The sequence below is a fragment of the Stenotrophomonas maltophilia genome, from assembly GCF_013464915.1.
Taxonomy (GTDB): domain Bacteria; phylum Pseudomonadota; class Gammaproteobacteria; order Xanthomonadales; family Xanthomonadaceae; genus Stenotrophomonas; species Stenotrophomonas maltophilia_AT.
On record NZ_RAVT01000033.1, the window covers coordinates 39146 to 57075 of the forward strand.

At 67.9% G+C, this 17930-nt stretch carries 18 protein-coding genes; 9 read left to right on the forward strand and 9 right to left on the reverse strand.

Features of this window, described 5'->3' with window-relative positions; all coding sequences use genetic code 11:
• Positions 1-45 precede the first annotated feature (45 nt).
• Both alr and D7T59_RS12535 read right to left on the reverse strand, forming a co-directional pair.
• A complete protein-coding gene (gene alr, locus D7T59_RS12530; protein ID WP_180851325.1) occupies positions 46-1113 on the reverse strand; it encodes an alanine racemase in 1068 nt (355 codons plus the stop codon).
• Positions 1092-2396 (reverse strand): D-amino acid dehydrogenase, encoded by a 1305-nt coding sequence (locus D7T59_RS12535; protein WP_164137394.1) that lies wholly within the window; start codon positions 2394-2396, stop codon positions 1092-1094. Before D7T59_RS12535 ends, alr begins: the two co-directional genes overlap by 22 nt.
• A 149-nt stretch (positions 2397-2545) precedes the next feature.
• Between D7T59_RS12535 and D7T59_RS12540 the strand changes: the two genes are divergently transcribed.
• On the forward strand, positions 2546-3025 hold the full coding sequence (locus D7T59_RS12540) for a winged helix-turn-helix transcriptional regulator (protein ID WP_005407919.1): 480 nt from the start codon (positions 2546-2548) through the stop codon (positions 3023-3025).
• A 55-nt stretch (positions 3026-3080) separates the two neighbouring features.
• On the opposite strand, the gene D7T59_RS12545 is transcribed toward D7T59_RS12540, so the two are convergent.
• Both D7T59_RS12545 and D7T59_RS12550 read right to left on the reverse strand, forming a co-directional pair.
• Positions 3081-3272, reverse strand: coding sequence for a lana protein (locus D7T59_RS12545; protein ID WP_180851324.1), 192 nt, complete (start codon positions 3270-3272; stop codon positions 3081-3083).
• A 124-nt stretch (positions 3273-3396) separates the two neighbouring features.
• The gene (locus D7T59_RS12550) at positions 3397-3768 is read right to left on the reverse strand and encodes a classical arabinogalactan protein 4 (protein WP_099552569.1); all 372 of its coding nucleotides are present in this window, start codon (positions 3766-3768) and stop codon (positions 3397-3399) included.
• A gap of 140 nt (positions 3769-3908) precedes the next feature.
• Here D7T59_RS12550 and msrB point away from each other — a divergent pair, with 140 nt between their 5' ends.
• From msrB to D7T59_RS12575, 5 genes are all read left to right on the forward strand, one after another.
• Positions 3909-4376 carry a peptide-methionine (R)-S-oxide reductase MsrB gene (gene msrB / locus D7T59_RS12555; protein ID WP_049432331.1) on the forward strand — a complete coding sequence of 156 codons (468 nt, stop codon included), beginning with the start codon at positions 3909-3911 and terminating at the stop codon, positions 4374-4376.
• Positions 4377-4467: 91 nt separating this feature from the next.
• On the forward strand, positions 4468-5322 hold the full coding sequence (gene motA / locus D7T59_RS12560; RefSeq protein WP_008264562.1) for a flagellar motor stator protein MotA: 855 nt from the start codon (positions 4468-4470) through the stop codon (positions 5320-5322).
• Positions 5323-5325: 3 nt separating this feature from the next.
• Positions 5326-6264: a flagellar motor protein MotB gene (gene motB, locus D7T59_RS12565; RefSeq protein ID WP_180851323.1), complete on the forward strand. Its 939-nt coding sequence runs from the start codon at positions 5326-5328 to the stop codon at positions 6262-6264.
• Between the two features lie 133 nt (positions 6265-6397).
• Positions 6398-6886 carry a hypothetical protein gene (locus tag D7T59_RS12570; RefSeq protein ID WP_164137398.1) on the forward strand — a complete coding sequence of 163 codons (489 nt, stop codon included), beginning with the start codon at positions 6398-6400 and terminating at the stop codon, positions 6884-6886.
• A gap of 13 nt (positions 6887-6899) precedes the next feature.
• Complete coding sequence (locus D7T59_RS12575) at positions 6900-7175, forward strand: DUF4031 domain-containing protein (protein ID WP_164137399.1); 276 nt, start codon at positions 6900-6902, stop codon at positions 7173-7175.
• A 327-nt stretch (positions 7176-7502) separates the two neighbouring features.
• On the opposite strand, the gene D7T59_RS12580 is transcribed toward D7T59_RS12575, so the two are convergent.
• On the reverse strand, positions 7503-8045 hold the full coding sequence (locus D7T59_RS12580; RefSeq protein ID WP_005407911.1) for a DUF6630 family protein: 543 nt from the start codon (positions 8043-8045) through the stop codon (positions 7503-7505).
• Positions 8046-8135: 90 nt separating this feature from the next.
• Here D7T59_RS12580 and D7T59_RS12585 point away from each other — a divergent pair, with 90 nt between their 5' ends.
• Entirely contained in the window at positions 8136-8384 is a 249-nt protein-coding gene (locus D7T59_RS12585; RefSeq protein WP_012509930.1) for a DUF3297 family protein, read from the forward strand.
• A gap of 81 nt (positions 8385-8465) precedes the next feature.
• Here the strand turns inward: D7T59_RS12585 and D7T59_RS12590 are convergent, their stop codons facing one another.
• The 3 genes from D7T59_RS12590 to D7T59_RS12600 all read right to left on the reverse strand — a co-directional run bounded on the left by D7T59_RS12590 (position 8466) and on the right by D7T59_RS12600 (position 11466).
• The gene (locus tag D7T59_RS12590) at positions 8466-10115 is read right to left on the reverse strand and encodes a Na+/H+ antiporter (RefSeq protein ID WP_099552563.1); all 1650 of its coding nucleotides are present in this window, start codon (positions 10113-10115) and stop codon (positions 8466-8468) included.
• A gap of 117 nt (positions 10116-10232) precedes the next feature.
• Positions 10233-11024: a dioxygenase family protein gene (locus tag D7T59_RS12595; RefSeq protein ID WP_180851322.1), complete on the reverse strand. Its 792-nt coding sequence runs from the start codon at positions 11022-11024 to the stop codon at positions 10233-10235.
• Between the two features lie 31 nt (positions 11025-11055).
• Positions 11056-11466: a DoxX family protein gene (locus D7T59_RS12600; protein ID WP_164137401.1), complete on the reverse strand. Its 411-nt coding sequence runs from the start codon at positions 11464-11466 to the stop codon at positions 11056-11058.
• Between the two features lie 97 nt (positions 11467-11563).
• Here D7T59_RS12600 and D7T59_RS12605 point away from each other — a divergent pair, with 97 nt between their 5' ends.
• On the forward strand, positions 11564-12445 hold the full coding sequence (locus D7T59_RS12605; protein ID WP_164137402.1) for a LysR family transcriptional regulator: 882 nt from the start codon (positions 11564-11566) through the stop codon (positions 12443-12445).
• Between the two features lie 95 nt (positions 12446-12540).
• Here D7T59_RS12605 and D7T59_RS12610 read toward each other — a convergent pair whose 3' ends face one another.
• The gene (locus D7T59_RS12610) at positions 12541-15603 is read right to left on the reverse strand and encodes a bifunctional diguanylate cyclase/phosphodiesterase (RefSeq protein ID WP_180863251.1); all 3063 of its coding nucleotides are present in this window, start codon (positions 15601-15603) and stop codon (positions 12541-12543) included.
• Between the two features lie 176 nt (positions 15604-15779).
• Here D7T59_RS12610 and D7T59_RS12615 point away from each other — a divergent pair, with 176 nt between their 5' ends.
• A complete protein-coding gene (locus D7T59_RS12615; RefSeq protein WP_180851320.1) occupies positions 15780-17891 on the forward strand; it encodes a M13 family metallopeptidase in 2112 nt (703 codons plus the stop codon).
• Positions 17892-17930 lie beyond the last annotated feature (39 nt).

Sequence of the window (17930 nt, forward strand, 5' to 3'; positions counted from 1 at the left end):
ACCGGCCAAGGTCAACGGCTACCAGAGCCGAGCGCGGGCTCGGCTCTACACGTACACCTTGGCCACGCGCTTGACCGCGCAGGGCAGCTGGTAGGCACTCACGCCACAGCGCGGCGCCAGCTCGGACAGCGTCGGTGCACTGCCCCACAGTTCCACCACGCTGCCGATGCCGGCCTGCGCATGCGCGGTCAGGTCCACGGTCAGCATGTCCATCGACACGCGGCCGATCAGGGCTCCGGGCTGGCCGTCGATCAGCACCGGCGTGCCGTTCGGTGCGAACTGCGGGTAGCCATCGGCGTAACCCAGCGCGACCACGCCAACACGCGTGCGTGCCTTCGAGACAAAGCGGGCGCCATAGCCGACCGGCTCACCGGCCTCGATCCAGCGCTCGGCGATCACCTTCGACTGCATCGTCATCACCGGGCGCAGGCGCTCGGTCAGTGCCGTGTTGTCCGGCAGCGGGTTGGCGCCATACAGCATCAGGCCCGGGCGGACCCAGTCACTGCGCACGTCCGGCCAACCCAGCAGCGCGGGTGAATTGCACACGCTGGTCTCGCCTTCCAGGCCATCGATGGCGCGGGCGAAGGTCGTGGCCTGTTCATGGGTGCGCTCACTGTCCAGCTCGTCGGCGCGTGCCAGGTGGGTCATCAGCACGATGCGCTCGACCTGCGGCAGCGCTGACAGGCGCGCATGCGCCGCGCGGAAGCTGTCCACGTCCAGGCCGAGGCGATGCATGCCGCTGTCCAGCTTCAGCCACACCGTCAACGGGCGCGGGCTGTCGAAGGCGGCGACGGCCTCCAGCTGCCACGGCGAACCGACGGCGAACCAGAAATCATGCTCGGCCACCAGCGCCATGTCGCTGGGTTCGAAGATGCCTTCCAGCAGCAGGATCGGCGCACGGATGCCGGCCTGGCGCAGTTCCAGCGCCTCTTCGATGGTGGCCACGCCGAAGCCATCGGCCTCGCCTTCCAGCGCCTGGGCACAGCGCACCGCGCCATGGCCATAGGCATCGGCCTTGATGATCGCCAGGGCCTTGCCACCGCCCAGTTCACGGGCGAGACGGTAGTTGCTGCGCAGAGCGCCCAGATCGATCAGCGCGCGGGCAGGACGCATGTGCGGTTCTCGTGTTGCGGCGCGTGACCGTACTGGCCGTAGCGGAAAATATCCAGACCTTCAGTGCTGATCTGCGGCTGGCGCGCGCTCATCAGGTCGGCCAGGTAGCGGCCCGAGCCGCAGGCCATGGTCCAGCCCAGCGTGCCGTGGCCGGTGTTGAGGTACAGGTTGCGGAACGGCGTGGCGCCGATCACCGGCGTGCCGTCCGGCGTGGCCGGGCGCAGGCCGGTCCAGAACTGCGCGCGCGACAGGTCGCCGCCCTTCGGGTACAGGTCGCTGACCACCAGTTCCAGGGTCTCGCGGCGACGCTGCGACAACGACAGGTCGAAGCCGGCCACTTCGGCCATGCCACCGACGCGGATGCGGTCGTCGAAGCGGGTCACCGCCACCTTGTAGCTCTCGTCGAGGATGGTCGACGTGGGTGCCATCGCCGCGTCGGTGATCGGCAGGGTCAGCGAGTAGCCCTTCAGCGGGTACACCGGCAGGCGCATGCCCAGCGGTGCAACCAGCGCAGGCGAGTAACTGCCCAGTGCAACCACGAAGCGGTCCGCGGTTTCCAGCTTGCCGTCGATGCGCACGCCGGTGATGCGGTCGCCGTCGAACTCCAGGCCGGTGATGTCCTGGTCGAAACGGAACTCGACGCCGGCATCCACGCACATCTGCGCCAGGCGGCGGGTGAACAGCTGGCAGTCGCCGGTCTGGTCACGCGGCAGGCGCAGCGCGCCGACCAGGCCATCGACGTGGGCCAGGGCCGGTTCGGCCTGGATGATGCCCGCGCGGTCCAGCACCTCGTACGGCACGCCGTACTGGGCCAGGATCTCGATGTCCTGCGCCGAGGCGTCCAGCTGCTGCTGGGTGCGGAACAACTGGGTGGTGCCCAGGTCGCGGCCTTCGAATTCGATGCCGATCTGCGCGCGCAGCTCGTTCAGGCAGTCGCGGCTGTACTCGGACATGCGCACCATGCGCGCCTTGTTGATCGCGTAGCGCTCGTGGGTGCAGTTGCGCAGCATCTGCCACAGCCAGCGGTACTGGGCCAGGTCCATGCCCGGGCGGATCGCCAGCGGCGCGTGCTTCTCGAACAGCCAGCCGATCGCCTTCTTCGGCACGCCCGGGGCTGCCCACGGCGAGGTGTAGCCGAACGACAGCTGGCCGGCATTGGCGAAGCTGGTCTCCAGCGCCGGGCCGGGTTGGCGGTCGATGACCGTGACTTCAAACCCGGCCTGTCGCAGGTACCAGGCACTGGTGGTGCCGATCACGCCGCTGCCGAGAACTAGGACTCGCATGGGACTTCTCCAACCCGATCATTCCCTGCACTGGAGCGTGCCGGGACCATAATTGGGGAAGTATAGACAGCCGATACCAGTTGATTTGCCTGATTTGCAATCAACCGGCAGGATGTTCTCCTGCAATTCATTCCCCAAGGTTGACGGCCATGGCCACCCGTACCCGTGAACTGGACAAGATCGACCGCAAGATCCTGCGCATCCTGCAGGCCGAAGGCCGCATTTCCTTCACCGAACTGGGTGAACGGGTCGGCCTGTCCACCACCCCATGCACCGAGCGCGTGCGCCGGCTGGAGCGCGAGGGCGTGATCACCGGCTACCACGCCCACCTGGACCCTGCAGCGGTTAAGGCCAGCCTGCTGGTGTTCGTGGAGATCAGCCTGGCCTACAAGTCCGGCGACATCTTCGAGGAGTTCCGGCGCGCGGCCCTGAAGCTGCCCAACGTGCTGGAGTGCCACCTGGTGTCGGGCGACTTCGATTACCTGCTGAAGGCGCGGATCAGCGAAATGGCCTCCTACCGCAAGCTGCTCGGCAGCACCCTGCTGACGCTGCCGCACGTGCGTGAATCGAAGAGCTACATCGTGATGGAAGAGGTGAAGGAAACGCTGAGCCTGCCGATTCCGGACTGAGGCTGCTGCGGGGGTGGGGTCAGATCCCGCAACGCGGGCTCTGACCCCGGATCCGTCAGCGCTGCTGCGGATGCTTCTGCGAGCGCTGCTCCTGCTGCTTGCCACCCTTGTGCGACTGCTGCGGCTCCATCTGTTGCTGCTGTTGCTGCTGTTGCTGCTGCTGCTGCGGGTTGCGGCCCTGCGGTTCCTTGCCGGGATGACGGTTCTGCTGATTTTTCATGATCGCGATCCAGTGGACGAAGGACATGCGGCGGCGGAATGCCGGCGCACGGCCACGGTGGTCCCGGAACGGTTAATCGCAGGCGAAAAAGCAGTGATCGGCACGCGGTTGTTTTCGGAGGTTCAGCTGCGCCGCAGCGCGCGGCGCGGGCTTACCGGATCTGCTGGCCGTCGCCCTGCGGCACGCTGTCGAGATAACGCCCGGTGCGCGAATCGAACACCCGGTTGGGACCGGCCGGGCGCACGCCGGGAATGATGCGACCGTTGCGGTCATAGACCTTGTCGGCCGGCTTCGGTACCGGCGTCGGCGCGACCTGGGCCGGCCCCGTGGACTTGATCGGCTGCGCCGGCTGCGGCGAGGGCAGTACCTGCGGCTGCGGGCGTGCGGCCTGTGGCGGCGGTGCCACCGGGGTGGGCGCCACGGTGGTGCTGCTGCGGGTGGCGGTCGGATCGGCGGTCGGCACCTGGGCCAGCGCCAACGCAGGCAGCAGGGCGATCAGCAACAGGGGAAGGGGCGATTTCATGGCACGCTCCGGCGTGGATCGTCTTTACCATGCGCCACCCCCTGTGTGCCGCCCATGAACGGCCATCACACTTGCAAGGTCGCGCCATCACCCCCACGTTTTTCCGCATCCCCAGGCCATCGACCCCACGGAGCGCCGCCATGACTGCCTTCGATCTGACGCCCCCCACTGCCACCCAGACCGAGGCGCTGGTCGCCGGCCTCAGCAGCGAGGAGCGCCGCGTACTGCTGCAGCACGGCACCGAGGCACCGTTCTGCGGAGTGTTCCTCGACAACAAGCGCGAGGGCGTCTACTGCTGCCGGCTGTGTGCGCTGCCGCTGTTCCGCTCCAGTACCAAGTTCGATTCCGGCACTGGCTGGCCCAGCTTCTTTGCCCCGTTCGATCCGGCGCACGTGCGCGAGATCCGCGATACCAGCCACGGCATGGTGCGCACCGAGATCACCTGTGCACGCTGCGGCAGCCACCTCGGCCACGTATTTCCGGACGGTCCGCCGCCCACCTATGAGCGCCACTGCCTGAATTCCGTCTCACTTTCGTTCACCGGCAATGGCGAGCCCTGGCCCGATCCACTGCAGCGTGGCGGTGCCGAGGCCGGCGTGGCGGGCTGAAACACCCCGCTGACCGATTTCACAGAATTCCCTCTTCAGAAAACCAGGCGACGGGCCGACAAGGAGATATCCCCTCTCCTTGCGTCGCGCCATGCTCATCATCGTTGGATTCCTGGTCGTCATCATCAGCGTGCTGGGCGGCTACCTTGGTGCACATGGCCGCCTGGGTGCCCTCTGGCAGCCCTACGAACTGGTCATCATCGGCGGCGCCGCGCTGGGTGCGTTCCTGGTCGGCACCCCGGCCAAGACGGTCAAGCAGACCCTGCAGGCGATGGTGGGCGTGTTCAAGGGCCCGCGTTACAAGCAGCAGGACTACATCGATGTGCTCAGCCTGCTCTATGAACTGCTGAACAAGGCGCGCCGCGAAGGCTTCATGGCACTGGAAGACCATGTCGAGCGCCCAGCCGAGAGCGCGTTGTTCGGCAACTACCCCAAGGTGCAGGCCGACCACCACCTGATCGACTTCATCACCGACTGCCTGCGCCTGATGATCGGCAGCAACATCGAGCCGCACGAGCTGGAACCGCTGCTGGAACTGGAGCTGGAAAAGCATCACGCCGAAGCCATGGCGCCGTCGCAGGTGCTGACCAAGGTCGCCGACGGACTTCCCGGTTTCGGCATCGTGGCGGCGGTGCTGGGCATCGTCATCACCATGGGCTCGATCGGCGGCGACATCGTCGAAGTGGGCGGCCACGTGGCCGGCGCGCTGGTCGGCACCTTCCTGGGCATCCTGCTGGGCTACGGTTTCGTCGGCCCGATGGCGGCGGCAATGGAAGCCCGCGCCGAACAGGACAGCCGCATCTACGAATCGGTGAAGACCGCCCTGCTGGCCTGCCTGCGCGGCTACAACCCGAAGATCGCGCTGGAGTTCGCCCGCAAGACGCTGCCGTCGAACGTGCGCCCGGCCTTCTCCGATTTCGAGCAGCACCTGAAGACGGTCAAGTAAGCCATGGCCGAGAACAAGCCCACCGTCATCGTCCGCCGGGTCAAGAAGGCCGGCCACGCCGCCCACCACGGCGGTTCGTGGAAGGTGGCCTACGCCGACTTCGTGACCGCGATGATGGCCTTCTTCCTGGTGCTGTGGCTGATGGCCAGCACCAGCAAGCCCGAACGTGCGGCCATTTCCGAATACTTCCGCAACCCCAGCCCGCTGGCGGGGCAGAGCCCCACGCCCGCACCGGGCATGGCCGGGCCGGGCGGTGCCAGCACCTCGATGATCAAGCTGGGCGGCGCCACCGATGTCTCGCGTGGCAACAGCAACGATCCCTTCCAGAACCAGCAGAAATCGATTCCGCAGCCGGTGGATGAACAGCAGCGCGACAAGCAGCAGCTGGAAGCGCTGATGAAGGAACTGCAGGAGGCGATCAGCCGCAGCCAGGCACTGGAACCGTTCAAGGACCAGCTGCTGCTGGACCTGACCCCGGAAGGCCTGCGCATCCAGATCGTGGACAAGCAGAACCGGCCGATGTTCGACCTCGGCAGCGCCACGCTGAAGCCGTATACGCAGCAGATCCTGCACGAGCTGGCCGAGTACCTGAACCATGTGCCGAACCGGATCAGCCTGACCGGCCACACCGACATCACCGCCTATTCGGCCGCGCGCGGCTACGGCAACTGGGAACTGAGCGCCGACCGCGCCAATGCCGCACGCCGCGCACTGGTCGATGGCGGCCTGGATGACAGCAAGATCACCCGCGTGGTCGGCCTGTCCTCGTCCGTGCTGTTCGACAGGGCCGACCCGCAGAACCCGATCAACCGCCGCATCAGCATCGTGGTAATGACCAGGGCCGCCGAGGAGGCTGCCCTGGCCGGTGCCGGCCCGCAGGTGGGGCTGTCGGCGCCGACCGTCGACCCGGATGTGCAGGCCGCGCAGGGGCCGGCAAAGTGAGGCCGGGGTCGGATCCCTTTCCGCAGGAAAGGGATCCGACCCCTGACCGGTCTTCGCCGGGCGTGGCCCGGCGAGCGCGCAGCGCGGCACCCAGTACAATGGCGGTCTTTCCGTTTCCAGGTGACCCCACCCCATGTCCCAGAACTCCAAGGCCAAGCGCGACAAGCGCAAGAAGCAGCAGGCCAAGCGTCCGTTCCTGCGCCTGAACGCCCAGCAGCAGGTGCAGAACCATGCCGTGCTGACCAACGAAGACGGCCAGGTGGTTGCGGCCATCGGCCTGCAGGGCCGTGAGTGGCTGCTGGCCATCGGCGGCCAGACCATGGGCAACGCCGAGAACCCGGTTCCGATGCTGGCCATGCTCAAGCACCTGGCCAACGTGCAGGAGAAGGAAGGCCGCAAGGTCAACCTGGAATACTCCGAGCTGCTGCAGAAGCTGCTGGACACCCTGGCGGCCGAATCCGAGCAGACCGCCGACGAGTACCTGGACAAGCTGGTCGCCGAATTCGAAGGCGTCGACGCTGCTGAAGGCGAGGAAGGCGAAGCCGCCGAGGGCGCCGTGGCTGAAGAAGCCGCTGCCGAGGCCGCGCCGGCCGCTGACAGCGACAGCAAGCCGCAGGCCTGAACCGGCCGCGGCGGTGACGGTCTACGTCGATGACGCGGTGCATCCCTGGCGCGGACAGCGCTGGGCGCACCTGATGGCCGACACCCTGCCCGAGCTGCACGCCATGGCGGCGCAGCTCGGCATTCCCCCGCGGGCCTTCCAGAACAAGGCCAGCGGCGCGCACTACGATGTCACCGCCGAGCTGCGCGCGCAGGCGATCGCGCTCGGTGCGCGGGCGATTTCCCGGCACGCCGACCGCGAGCTGGTCAAAGCGGTGATTGCCAACGCCCGGGCGCAATACCGGCCGTAGGCCACGCCAAGCGCTCGCCAGGCACCGACCGGCGACGACGGGGTAGAGTCGGCTGGGTAGAGTCGACGGGGTAGAGTCGACTGTTAGTCGACTATCGCGCGCAGCGCGGGGTTTTCGCGGCCGGATCGGAGAGCAGTCGACTAACAGTCGACTCTACCCCGTCGGATCCCCCCCGTCGGATCACCCCGTCGGATCCCCGCGTCGGATCCCCGCGTCGGATCCCCCCGCGTCGGATCCCCGCGTCGGATCACCCCGTCGGATCACCCCGTCAGGCCGCGCCCAGCAGATCGTCCCCGCCGGGCCATGCCAGGCCGATCACCCCGTCCCTCAGAACGGGTCGCTGCCCAGCCGGATTTCCACGTTCAGCAGCGAGCACAGCGCCAGCATCGCGTCGTCGTCGCGGGTCAGTGCCATCACACCGGTGAAGCCGTCGCTGCCGGCATCCACGCTCCACAGCGTGTAGTTGTGCTCGCGCAGGCGGTCGAAGGCCGTGGACATCAGCTGTACGCCGTCCAGGTCTTCGGCGAAGTCCTCGTCGTCCAGGTCGCCGCCCCAGTCCAGCTGCAGGTTGAAGCGCGCCGACAGCTCGTTCACCGCCGACTGCAGCGATTCCAGGTCATCACGTTCCACCTCGAAACCGGACTGCCAGGCAATGGCGGTGAACAGGGCCGGCAGCCAGTCGCTGTCCGCTTCCAGCGGCTGCCCGTCCTCGGCCAGGTGCTCGCGCCAGCGGTTGAACTGCTGCAGAGCCAGTTCCTCGTCGCCCGGGTTGATCAGCACCAGCAGGTTCCAGACCCGCGCCTCGAAGCCGTCTTCGTCGAAGTCGTGGATGTCTTCCTCGAAGTCGAAATAGTCGCTGTTGTCGGGCATGGCGGAGCTTCCTCTGGGGCAGGCCGGCATTCTACGGTTTATCCTGTGCCGCTGAAGCCGGCCTTGGTGGCCGTCACTGTGAATGAAGCGATGAGCGATACCCCTCCCGACCACCTGGCGATCAACCCGGCCAGCCCCTTCCATGATGCGCAGGCGCTGGAGCGCGGCGTCGGCGTGCGTTTCAACGACGTCGAGCGCGACAACGTCGAGGAATACTCGGTCAGCGAAGGCTGGATCCGCGTGCAGGCCGGCAAGGCCCGCGACCGCCGCGGCAACCCGATGACCATCAAGGTCAAGGGCAAGGTCGAGGCGTATTTCCTGGAAACCAAGCCGGAATAAGCGCGGCTCCCGGATCCTGGGGTCAGATCCCTTTCCCGCGGAAAGGGATCTGACCCCGATCGACGGCGCCCGACCGCAGCGTCACTCGCGCTTGCGCGATTCCAGCAGGTCCAGGTTGCGGATCAGGCGCCGCGAGATCTCATCGGAGATCACCCCGCGCCGGGTCAGCCGGAACAGCTCCTCGCGCTCGGCATTGAGGCCGGCGCTGCGCAGCTGGCGGTACCCCATTTCCATGCGCCGCACCTTCTCCGGGTCCACGTCGGGCCCGTCGCTGTCGCGCTCCAGGTGGCGCTGGTACAGCAGGCTCACACGCGAGGCAGCGTCGTTGTACAGCTGCACGTTCTCGGTGTTCTGGTTCATCACCAGCTGCTGGCGCATGCGCTCGACCCCGGCCAGCGCAGCCTTCGATGACAGCCGGCGTGCCAGGTCCTCTTCCTTGCGTTCGCCCGAATCGGCCGGCAGCTGCAGGCCCTTCAACAGCTGTGGCAGCGCGATGCTGGCGCCCAGCAGCGAGAACAGGATCACCGATGCGGCCAGGAAGATCACCAGGTCACGCGCCGGGAACGCACTGCCATCGGGCAGGAACAGGGGCAGGGTCAACACACCGGCCAGGGTGATCGCACCGCGCACGCCGGCCACCGAGGTCGCCACCACGATGCGCCAGTTCGGTGCCTCGCCCCGCTCCAGGCCACGGCGACGCGCACGCAGCAGGTTCCAGCGCAGCGACAGCCACACCCAGAGCAGGCGCAGCACCACCAGCGCCAGGTTGATCACCACCACATACACCAGCAGCCACCACGCGCTCTGGTGGCCGCTCTCGTTCATGGTGGTGGTGGCGCGCTCGACGATGCCCGGCAGCTGCTCGCCCAGCAGCACGAACATGATGCCGTTGAAGCTGAACTGCAGCATGTTCCAGACCCCGGCGCGCTGCACGCGCATGCTGCCGGACACGCGGCCGGTCAGCTCGACATAGCTCATCGCGATGCCGGCGGCGACCGCGGCGAGGATGCCCGAGGCATGGATCTCTTCGGCCAGCAGGTAGGCCGCGAACGGGATGAGCAGGTTGACCAGCATCGCCGCGCCCGGCTCTTCACCGAAACGGCGCCACAGCCAGCGCTGGAAGGTCGATACACCGAGGGTGACCGCCACGCCCACCGCCAGGCCGGCCACCGCCACCCACACGAAGGTCAGCGAGGCGGTGGCCAGCGAGAAGGTGCCGGTCATCACCGCGGCCACCGCGAAGCGGAAGCAGACCAGGCCGGACGCATCGTTCAGCAGTGACTCGCCCTCCAGGATGTGCATCAGGCGCTTGGGAATCGGCGCCTTGGAGGCGATCGCACCGACTGCCACCGGATCGGTGGGCGACACGATGGCCGCCAGCGCGAAGCACACCGCCAGCGGCATCACCGGAATCAGCCAGTGGATCAGGAAGCCGGCGCCGATCACGGTGAACACCACCAGGCCGAACGCCAGTTCGAGGATCGCGCCCTTGTCGCGGAACAGGCCCTGCTTGGGAATGCGCCAGCCATCGAGGAACAGCAGCGGCGGCAGGAACAGCAGGAAGAACACTTCCGGCTCCAGCGCGTGGCCGCGGTTGAACACCCCGGCGATGACCGCGCCCAGGCCGATCTGCACCAGCGGCAGCGGCAACGAGAACGGCAGGACACGAACCAGGTAGCCGCTGGCGACAACGGCCACCAGCATCGCCAGGACGACTTCAATGGTATGCATGCTTCTTCCAGGAAGCGGCGCGTGGGGAGGCTCGGAGGCCAGCGCCGGAAACCCGGAAAAAACTACCACATGCGGCTGCAGCCGCGACGACGGGAGGCCCCTGGCGTCAGCCCCGGCTCATGCCGCCCCATCGAAGCGGTACAGGTCCATGGCCAGGAAGCCGGCATCGATACCGGCGTCGATGCGGCGTGCACCGAAGCCGCCCTCGCCGGCCGCGCCCATCGCGAAGAACAGCGGCAGCAGGTGCTCGTCGGTCGGGTGTGCGCGCTCGGCGAATGGTGCCTGGCGGCGATAGTCGAGCAGGGCCTGGCGGTCGTCGGCGGCCAGTCGCTGTTCCACCCACTCGATGAAGGGCCGCACGTAAGGTGCTTCCTTGCCGTCCTGGTAGTCGCCCCAGTCGTGCAGGTTGTGGGTGATGCTGCCCGAACCGACCAGCAGCACGCCCTGTTCGCGCAGCGGCGCCAGCGCGCGGCCCAGCGCGAACTGGTGTTCGGGGCCGAGCAGCGGCTGGATCGATACCGGCACCACCGGGATGTCGGCCTGCGGGCGCAGCAACCGCAGCGGCACCCACGCGCCGTGGTCGAGGCCACGCTGCGGGTCGAGCGCCACCGGCAGGCCAGCGGCGGCGATGCGGCCGGCCACCTCTTCGGCCAGCGCCGGATCACCCGGCGCCGGGTACTGCAGTTCGAACAGCGCGCGCGGGAAGCCGCCGAAGTCGTGGATGGTCGGCGGCTGCGGATGCGCACCGACCCGCGGCTGCCGGCCCAGCCAGTGCGCCGAGGCCATCACGATGGCGCGCGGGGTTGGCAGATCCTGCGCCAGCTCGGCCAGGCGCACGCCAACCTGGCCCGGATGCAGGGCAGTCATCGGCGAACCATGGGAGATGTACAGCGAAGGCAGGCGGGACATGGAATTCTCCAGTTGCAGGATCAGGCGGCGATCAGCGCGAACGCAGGGTCCACTTGCCGTCTCCGACCAGGAACAGCACCACCAGCGCCAACGCCCAGAAGGCCGGGTATTCCCAGCCACCGCCGGCGTTGGCGAAGCTGAAGCCATTGGCGCCGTGCACGGTGACGATGGTGCCCAGCAGCAGCGGCACGCCAACCAGGCCCACCCAGCGCGCGTAGATACCAAGCAGCAGCGCGGCGGTGATCACCAGCTCGACGCCGATGGTGAGGTAACCGAGCACGCCGGGCAGCCCCAGCGATTCGAAGAACGCCGCCGTACCGGCCGGGGTGAACACCAGCAGCTTGGTCAGCGCATGGACCAGGAACAGCACGCCCAGGGCCAGGCGCAGCAGGGTGGCGCCATACGGTGCCAGCGGCGAAACAGGAGCGGTCGTGGTGTGCATCGGAAAGCACCTTAGAAGGGAGTAGGCACAGGTTATTGCGCCTTCACGGGCCGATAAATACGATGGTTTGACCGTATTTATTTCAAAAGGCGCAACAATGGACACCCTCGACGCGATGCGGGTCTTCGTGGCGGTGGTCGAGCGCAACGGCTTCAGTGCCGCCGCCCAGGCGCTGGACATGTCCACCGCCGGGGTCACCCGCCAGGTCGCCGCGCTGGAAAAACGCCTGTCCACCCGCCTGCTCCATCGCACCACGCGGCGGGTCAGCCCGACCAGTGCCGGCGCCGCCTACTACGCCCAATGCGTGCGCCTGCTGGCCGAATTCGACGCGCTGGAGGCCAGTATCGGCGCGCAGGCACTGGAGCCTTCGGGCACGCTGCGCATCAACGCACCGGTCAGCTGGGGCATCGCCCGCCTCGGGCCGTTGCTGGCCAGCTACCGCCAGCGCTTCCCGCAGGTGGAGCTGGACCTGGCCCTGTCCGACCGGCTGGTGGACATGGTCGAGGAAGGCTACGACGTGGCCATCCGCATCACCCGCGAGCCGGGGCCGACGCTGATCGCGCGCCGCCTGGGCGAATCGCGGGTGAGCCTGTGCGCCGCGCCATCGTACCTGGCCGCGCGTGGCACGCCGCAGACACCGCAGGAGCTGCAGGCACACGCGTGCCTGAGCTACAGCTACTGGGCCGCAGGCAACAACTGGCCGCTGCAGGGGCCCGGCGGCGAAGTGAAGGTGGCGGTGAGCAGCCTGCTGCACGCCAACAACGGCGACGTGCTGCGCGAAGCGGCGATTGCGGGCATGGGGGTGATCCTGCAGCCGGACTTCCTGCTGCAGGACGCGCTGGCCGATGGCCGCCTGGTGCGCATCCTGCCCGAATGGGAGGCCGCGCCGATCGGCATCTTCGCGGTCTACACCAGCCGCAGCCACCTCGCACCGAAGGTGCGCAGTTTCATCGACCACCTGGTGGATGCCGGGGTGTAGCCGAATCTGGCGCTTGCCGGTAGTGCCGGCCGCTGGCCGGCAATCAGACACATCCCGGGCCTGGGCGAATGCCGGCCAGCGGCCGGCACTACCACTTAGGCGGCAACTTCATCCAACGCATCGATGATCCGCTCCAGCGGCGCCGGCCGCCCCAGCAGGTAGCCCTGCACCTGGTCGCAGCCGTGCGCGGCCAGCCAGTCCAGCTGCCCCGGCGTCTCCACGCCTTCGGCGATGATGGTCAGCCCCATGCTGTGGCCCAGCGACAGCAGCGCGCGGCAGATCGAGGCATTGCGCGGATTGGTTTCCACGTCCGCTACGAAGCTGCGATCGATCTTCAGGATGTCCAGCGGCAGGTGCTGCAGGTAGGACATGCTGGAATAGCCGGTGCCGAAGTCATCCAGCGACACGCTGATGCCCTGCTCGTGCAGGCGCTGCATGGTCTGCATCGCCTGCGCCGGCTTGCGCATCAGGCTGCTCTCGGTCAGCTCCACATGCAGCGCACCCCGCGCCAACCCGAACTCCTGCTGGGCGCGGGTGAACTCGGCCACCAGGTCGCTGTTGAAGAACTGCACGGCCGAGACGTTGACCGCAATCGGCAGCTCGCCCCAGCCAGCCTCGACCAACCGCCGCTGCGCCTTCGCTGCCGCTCGGATCACCCAGCGGCCCAGTGCCAGGATCAGCCCGGTCTCCTCGCACAGCTGGATGAACTCGTTGGGCGGAATGAAGCTGCCATCGGCCTGTGGCCAGCGCAGCAATGCTTCCAGTGCCGCCGGGCTGCCATCGCTGGCGTGCCGGATCGGCTGGAAGTACAGCTGGAACTCGTTGTCGATGGCCGCATGGATGCGCCCGGCCAGGCGCAACCGGTCGGCCAGCCGCGTGGTCACCGCCGCGTCGAACCAGACCACCACGTTGCCCTCGGCACGCGCCGCATGCGCCGCCTGGGCTGCCATGCCGATCACCTGTTCGGCGCTGTGACCATCGCCGGCCACATGCACCGCCACGCCGATGCGCGGCTCGAACTGGTGCAGCGAATCCTTGCCGCGCATCGGCGCCGACACGATCTGCAGCAGGTCGTCCAGCACGCGCTGGGTATCGTGCCCGGCACCGATGGCGAACACGAAGTCCTCCGCTGGCTGGAAGGCCAGCGTGCCGCAACGCGCGCCCAACCCGCCCAGGCGGGTCGCCATCGACTGCAGCACCGCATCACCGATCTCGCGTCCCAGCGTATCGGCCACCAGCTGCAGGCCGCGCAACTGCACGAAAGCGATGGTATAGCCCTCGTCCTGCTCATCAAGCTGGTCGGTCAGCGCACGCACGTTGAGCAGGCCGGTGGCCGGGTTGTGCCGCGCCTGGTAGGCCAGGTCGCGTTCGTAGGCCAGCCGTTCGCTGACATCCTCGGCCAGCACCAGGCACGCCGGCTGGCCATCGAAATCGAGCTTGGACAGATGCGCGCGCACTTCGAAGACGCTGCCGTCCTTGCGCCGGTGCAGCCGCACTGCCGCGTCCTGCAGCTCGCCAACGCGGGCCTTGGCGATCGCTCCCTTCACCTCGTCCCAGCCCTCGCGCGGGCGGATGTCGAGGATGCTCATCGCCAGGAATTCCTCGCGGCTGTATCCATACTGGCGCACCGCAGCGTCGTTGACCTCGATGAAGCGCAGCGTGTCCGGGTCGAACACCCAGAATGGCGCCGGGTTGCGATCGAACAGCAGCCGGAAGCGGCGTTCCACTTCGCTCATCTGCTCGCGCGCCTGGTAGCGCTCGCTCAGGTCGGTCAGCGCGCCGATCATGCGGCGCTCGCTGTCGGCCACCTCCACCCGTTGCCCGCGCGCACCCACCCAGCGCACTTCACCACCGGGCAGCACCAAGCGGAACACCTGGTCGAGCACTGCACCACCGGCGAAGGCCTGGTCAAAGGCCTGCTGCAGGCGCGCGGCATCATCGCGATGCACGCGTGCGAAGAAATCGGCTACCGGCAGCGCATCGGTCTGCACACCGAAGATCTCGCGTGCCAGCGGTGACCAGCGCAGCAACGCGGCATCCTCGTCCACGTACCAGGTACAGACGCGCCCGACCTGATGGGCCAGGCGCAGCTCGGCATGGCCCGCCTTCAGTTCCTCGGCCATCGATTGCTGGCGGCGGGTCGTACGGCGCACCGCATACAGCAGCACCAGCAGCACCGCGATGTAGGCCAGCACAATCACCACCGACGCCTGCAGGTAGGGCCACCATGGCGCCAGCACGTCTTCATCGGCCAGGCCGATCTGCACCGCCAGCGGACTGCGGTCGAGCGTGCTGATGGTGGTGATGCGCGGCACACCATCGACCACGCCGGGCAGGCTGCCGAGCTCGACCACCGCCTGCTTGCCGAGCAGGTCACGCCGCGGCAGGTCGTAGCGGCGACCGACGGTGCCATGCGGATCGGGCACGCGCGCCAGCATGTAACCCTCGGCATCGGTGATCGAGACCAGCCCGTTGGGCCCCACATCCAGGCCGCCGGCGATGCGCTGCAGTTCACCACAGCGCAGCCGCGCCAACAGCCAGCGTTCACCGGCCATCGGCAGTGCCAGCGGCACCACCCAGCCGCCATCGCTGGCCCGCTGCGGCGGACCGATGTACAGCGCGCTGCCCTGCCCGCGGCGCAGCGGGTCGGTCCACAGCGGCAGCTGCAGGTCGCCGCGGCCGGCGGTCAGCGCGCGCCCGTGGCTGTCCAGCACCACGATGCTGTGCAGTTCAGCGTGGCGGCGCAGCACGCCACCGATGGCGGCATCCAGCAGTGCCGGCGCCTGCGCCGGCACGCTGCGGAACAGTTCAGCGGCATCTGCGGCGATGCCGGACATCGCCCGCTCCAGGTTGCGCAGCTCCAGCGCCAGCAGGCGCTCGCTGCCCACCGCCAGCGCCCGGCTCTGCCGCTGCGCGGCCTCCAGGCGGCGGTGATGGTCGTTGGCCAGCATGGTGGCCAATCCGGCCACCAGCAACAGGCCCAGCAGCACGCCGCCCCAGGTGATGGCGCGCAACGGACGGGCCAACGCCCGCTTCAACGCGGGCATCGGTCGATCTTCCTTGTGCAGTCGGCTGGCTTCATGCGCGAACGAATCCTCCACATCCCCGACCTCAACGGCCGGCGAACGCCATTCTTGACGCCTGACCCCGTCCTGCATGGCCACCTCCCCGTGTCCGCGCAGGGCTCCAGGGCCCAGCATGCACCACCCCGGTGACGACGTGAAGATCGCTTCGGCGCGTTCAGCCAGATCCTGCACAGGACCGGCCAGCCACAGGGACGGCCAGCCGGCCCGTGGCGGATTAGACTTGGGGTTTTCCGCTGCAAGAGAAGTCCATGTCCAAGCTGCGCCGTCCCACCCTGGCACTGGCCATCGTTGCCAGCCTGTCCCTGGCTGCCTGCGACCGTCCGGCCGATCCGGCCGCTGGCACCGCCAAGCCCGCCGAGGCTGCACCCGCTGCGGCCAAGCCGATGCTGGGCAGCTTCGGCTTCGATGCCAGCGGCATGGACCGCAGCATCGCGGCCGGCGATGACTTCTTCGGCTTCGCCAACGGCACCTGGGTGAAGAACACCGAGATTCCGGCCGACCGTTCGCGCTTCGGCAGCTTCAACGTCATTGCCGAGAAGACCCTAGCCGACACCCGCGCCATCCTCGAGGGCGCGGCAGGCAATGCGCAGGCCAGCGGTGACGACAAGCTGATCGGCGACTACTACGCCGCCTACATGGATGAAGCCGGCATCGAGCAGCATGGCATCGCCCCGGTGCAGCCGCAGCTGAAGGCCATCGATGCGATCGCCGACAAGGCCGGCCTGGCCCGCACCCTCGGCGGCGACATGCGCGCCGACGTCGACCTGCTCAACGCCACCAACTTCTACACCGACCGCCTGTTCGGCCTGTGGGTGTCGGTGGACATGCTGCAGCCGGACCGCACCGCGCCGTACCTCGTGCAGGGTGGCCTGGGCATGCCCGACCGCGACTTCTACCTGGGCGGCGGCCGCATGGCCGAGCTGCGCAAGCAGTACCAGGCCTACATCGCACAGATGCTACAGCTGGCCGGCGTGGCCGACCCGGCCGGCAAGGCACAGCGCATCCTCGCGCTGGAAACGAAGATCGCGCAGGCGCATGCCACCCAGGAAGAAACCAACGACGTGACCAAGGGTGCCAACCCGTGGACCCAGGCCGACTTCAACGCCAAGGCACCGGGCATGGACTGGAACGCCTTCCTTGATGCGGCCGCGCTGGGCGACCAGCAGGACTTCATCGTGTGGCAGCCCAAGGCCGTGGCCGGCCTGTCCAGGCTGGTCGCCACCGAGCCGCTGGAGGTGTGGAAGGACTACCTGGCCTTCCACGCACTGGACCGTGCCGCCGCCTACCTGCCGAAGAAGTTCGCCGACGCCCGCTTCGCCTTCCACGGCACCGCGCTGAGCGGCACGCCGCAGCAGAGCGACCGCTGGAAGCGCGCCGTGGATGATGCCAACCATGCAGTCGGCGAAGCCATCGGCAAGCGCTACGTGGAAAAGCACTTCGACGCGAAGACCAAGGAGCGGGCGGACGAGATGGCGAAGAACATCATCGCCGCCTTCGCCAAGCGCATCGATGCACTGTCGTGGATGTCGCCGCAGACCAAGGCGCATGCCAAGGCCAAGGTCGCTGGCCTGACCGTCGGCATGGGCTACCCGGAGAAGTGGCGCGACTACACCGGCCTGGAGATCCGCCGCGATGACGCGCTGGGCAATGCGCAGCGCGCCGAACTGTTCGAATACCAGCGCAACATCGCCAAGCTGGGCAAGCCGGTCGACCACAGCGAATGGGCGATGCTGCCGCAGACCATCAATGCGATGAACGTGCCGCTGGAGAACCGCCTGGTGTTCCCGGCCGCGATCCTGCAGCCGCCGTTCTTCGACGGCGCCGCCGACGATGCGGTGAACTACGGTGCGATCGGCGCGGTGATCGGCCATGAGATCAGCCACGGCTTCGACAACGCCGGTGCGCTGTTCGATGAAACCGGCAAGCTGCACAACTGGTGGACCGCCGAGGACCTGAAGCAGTTCAACGCTGCCGGCGATGCGCTGGCCGCGCAGTTCAGCAGCTACGAACCGTTCCCCGGCGTGCATGTGAACGGCAAGCTGACCCTGGGCGAGAACATCGCCGACGTGGCCGGCCTGGGCACCGCCTACGACGCGTACCAGCTGTCGCTGCAGGGCAAGCCGGGCCAGACCCTGGAAGGCTTCAGCCCGGACCAGCGTTTCTTCCTCGGCTTCGCCCAGGCCTGGCGCAGCAAGAGCCGCGAGCAGGCGCTGCGCAATTCACTGCTGACCGATGTGCATGCACCGGGCCAGTTCCGCGCACTGACCGTGCGCAACATCGACGCCTGGTACCCGGCATTCGAAGTGAAGGAAGGCCAGAAGCTGTACCTGGCCCCGGACAAGCGGGTCAAGGTGTGGTGATGTAATGGGAACGGGCGCCGCAGGGCGCCCGTTTCACAT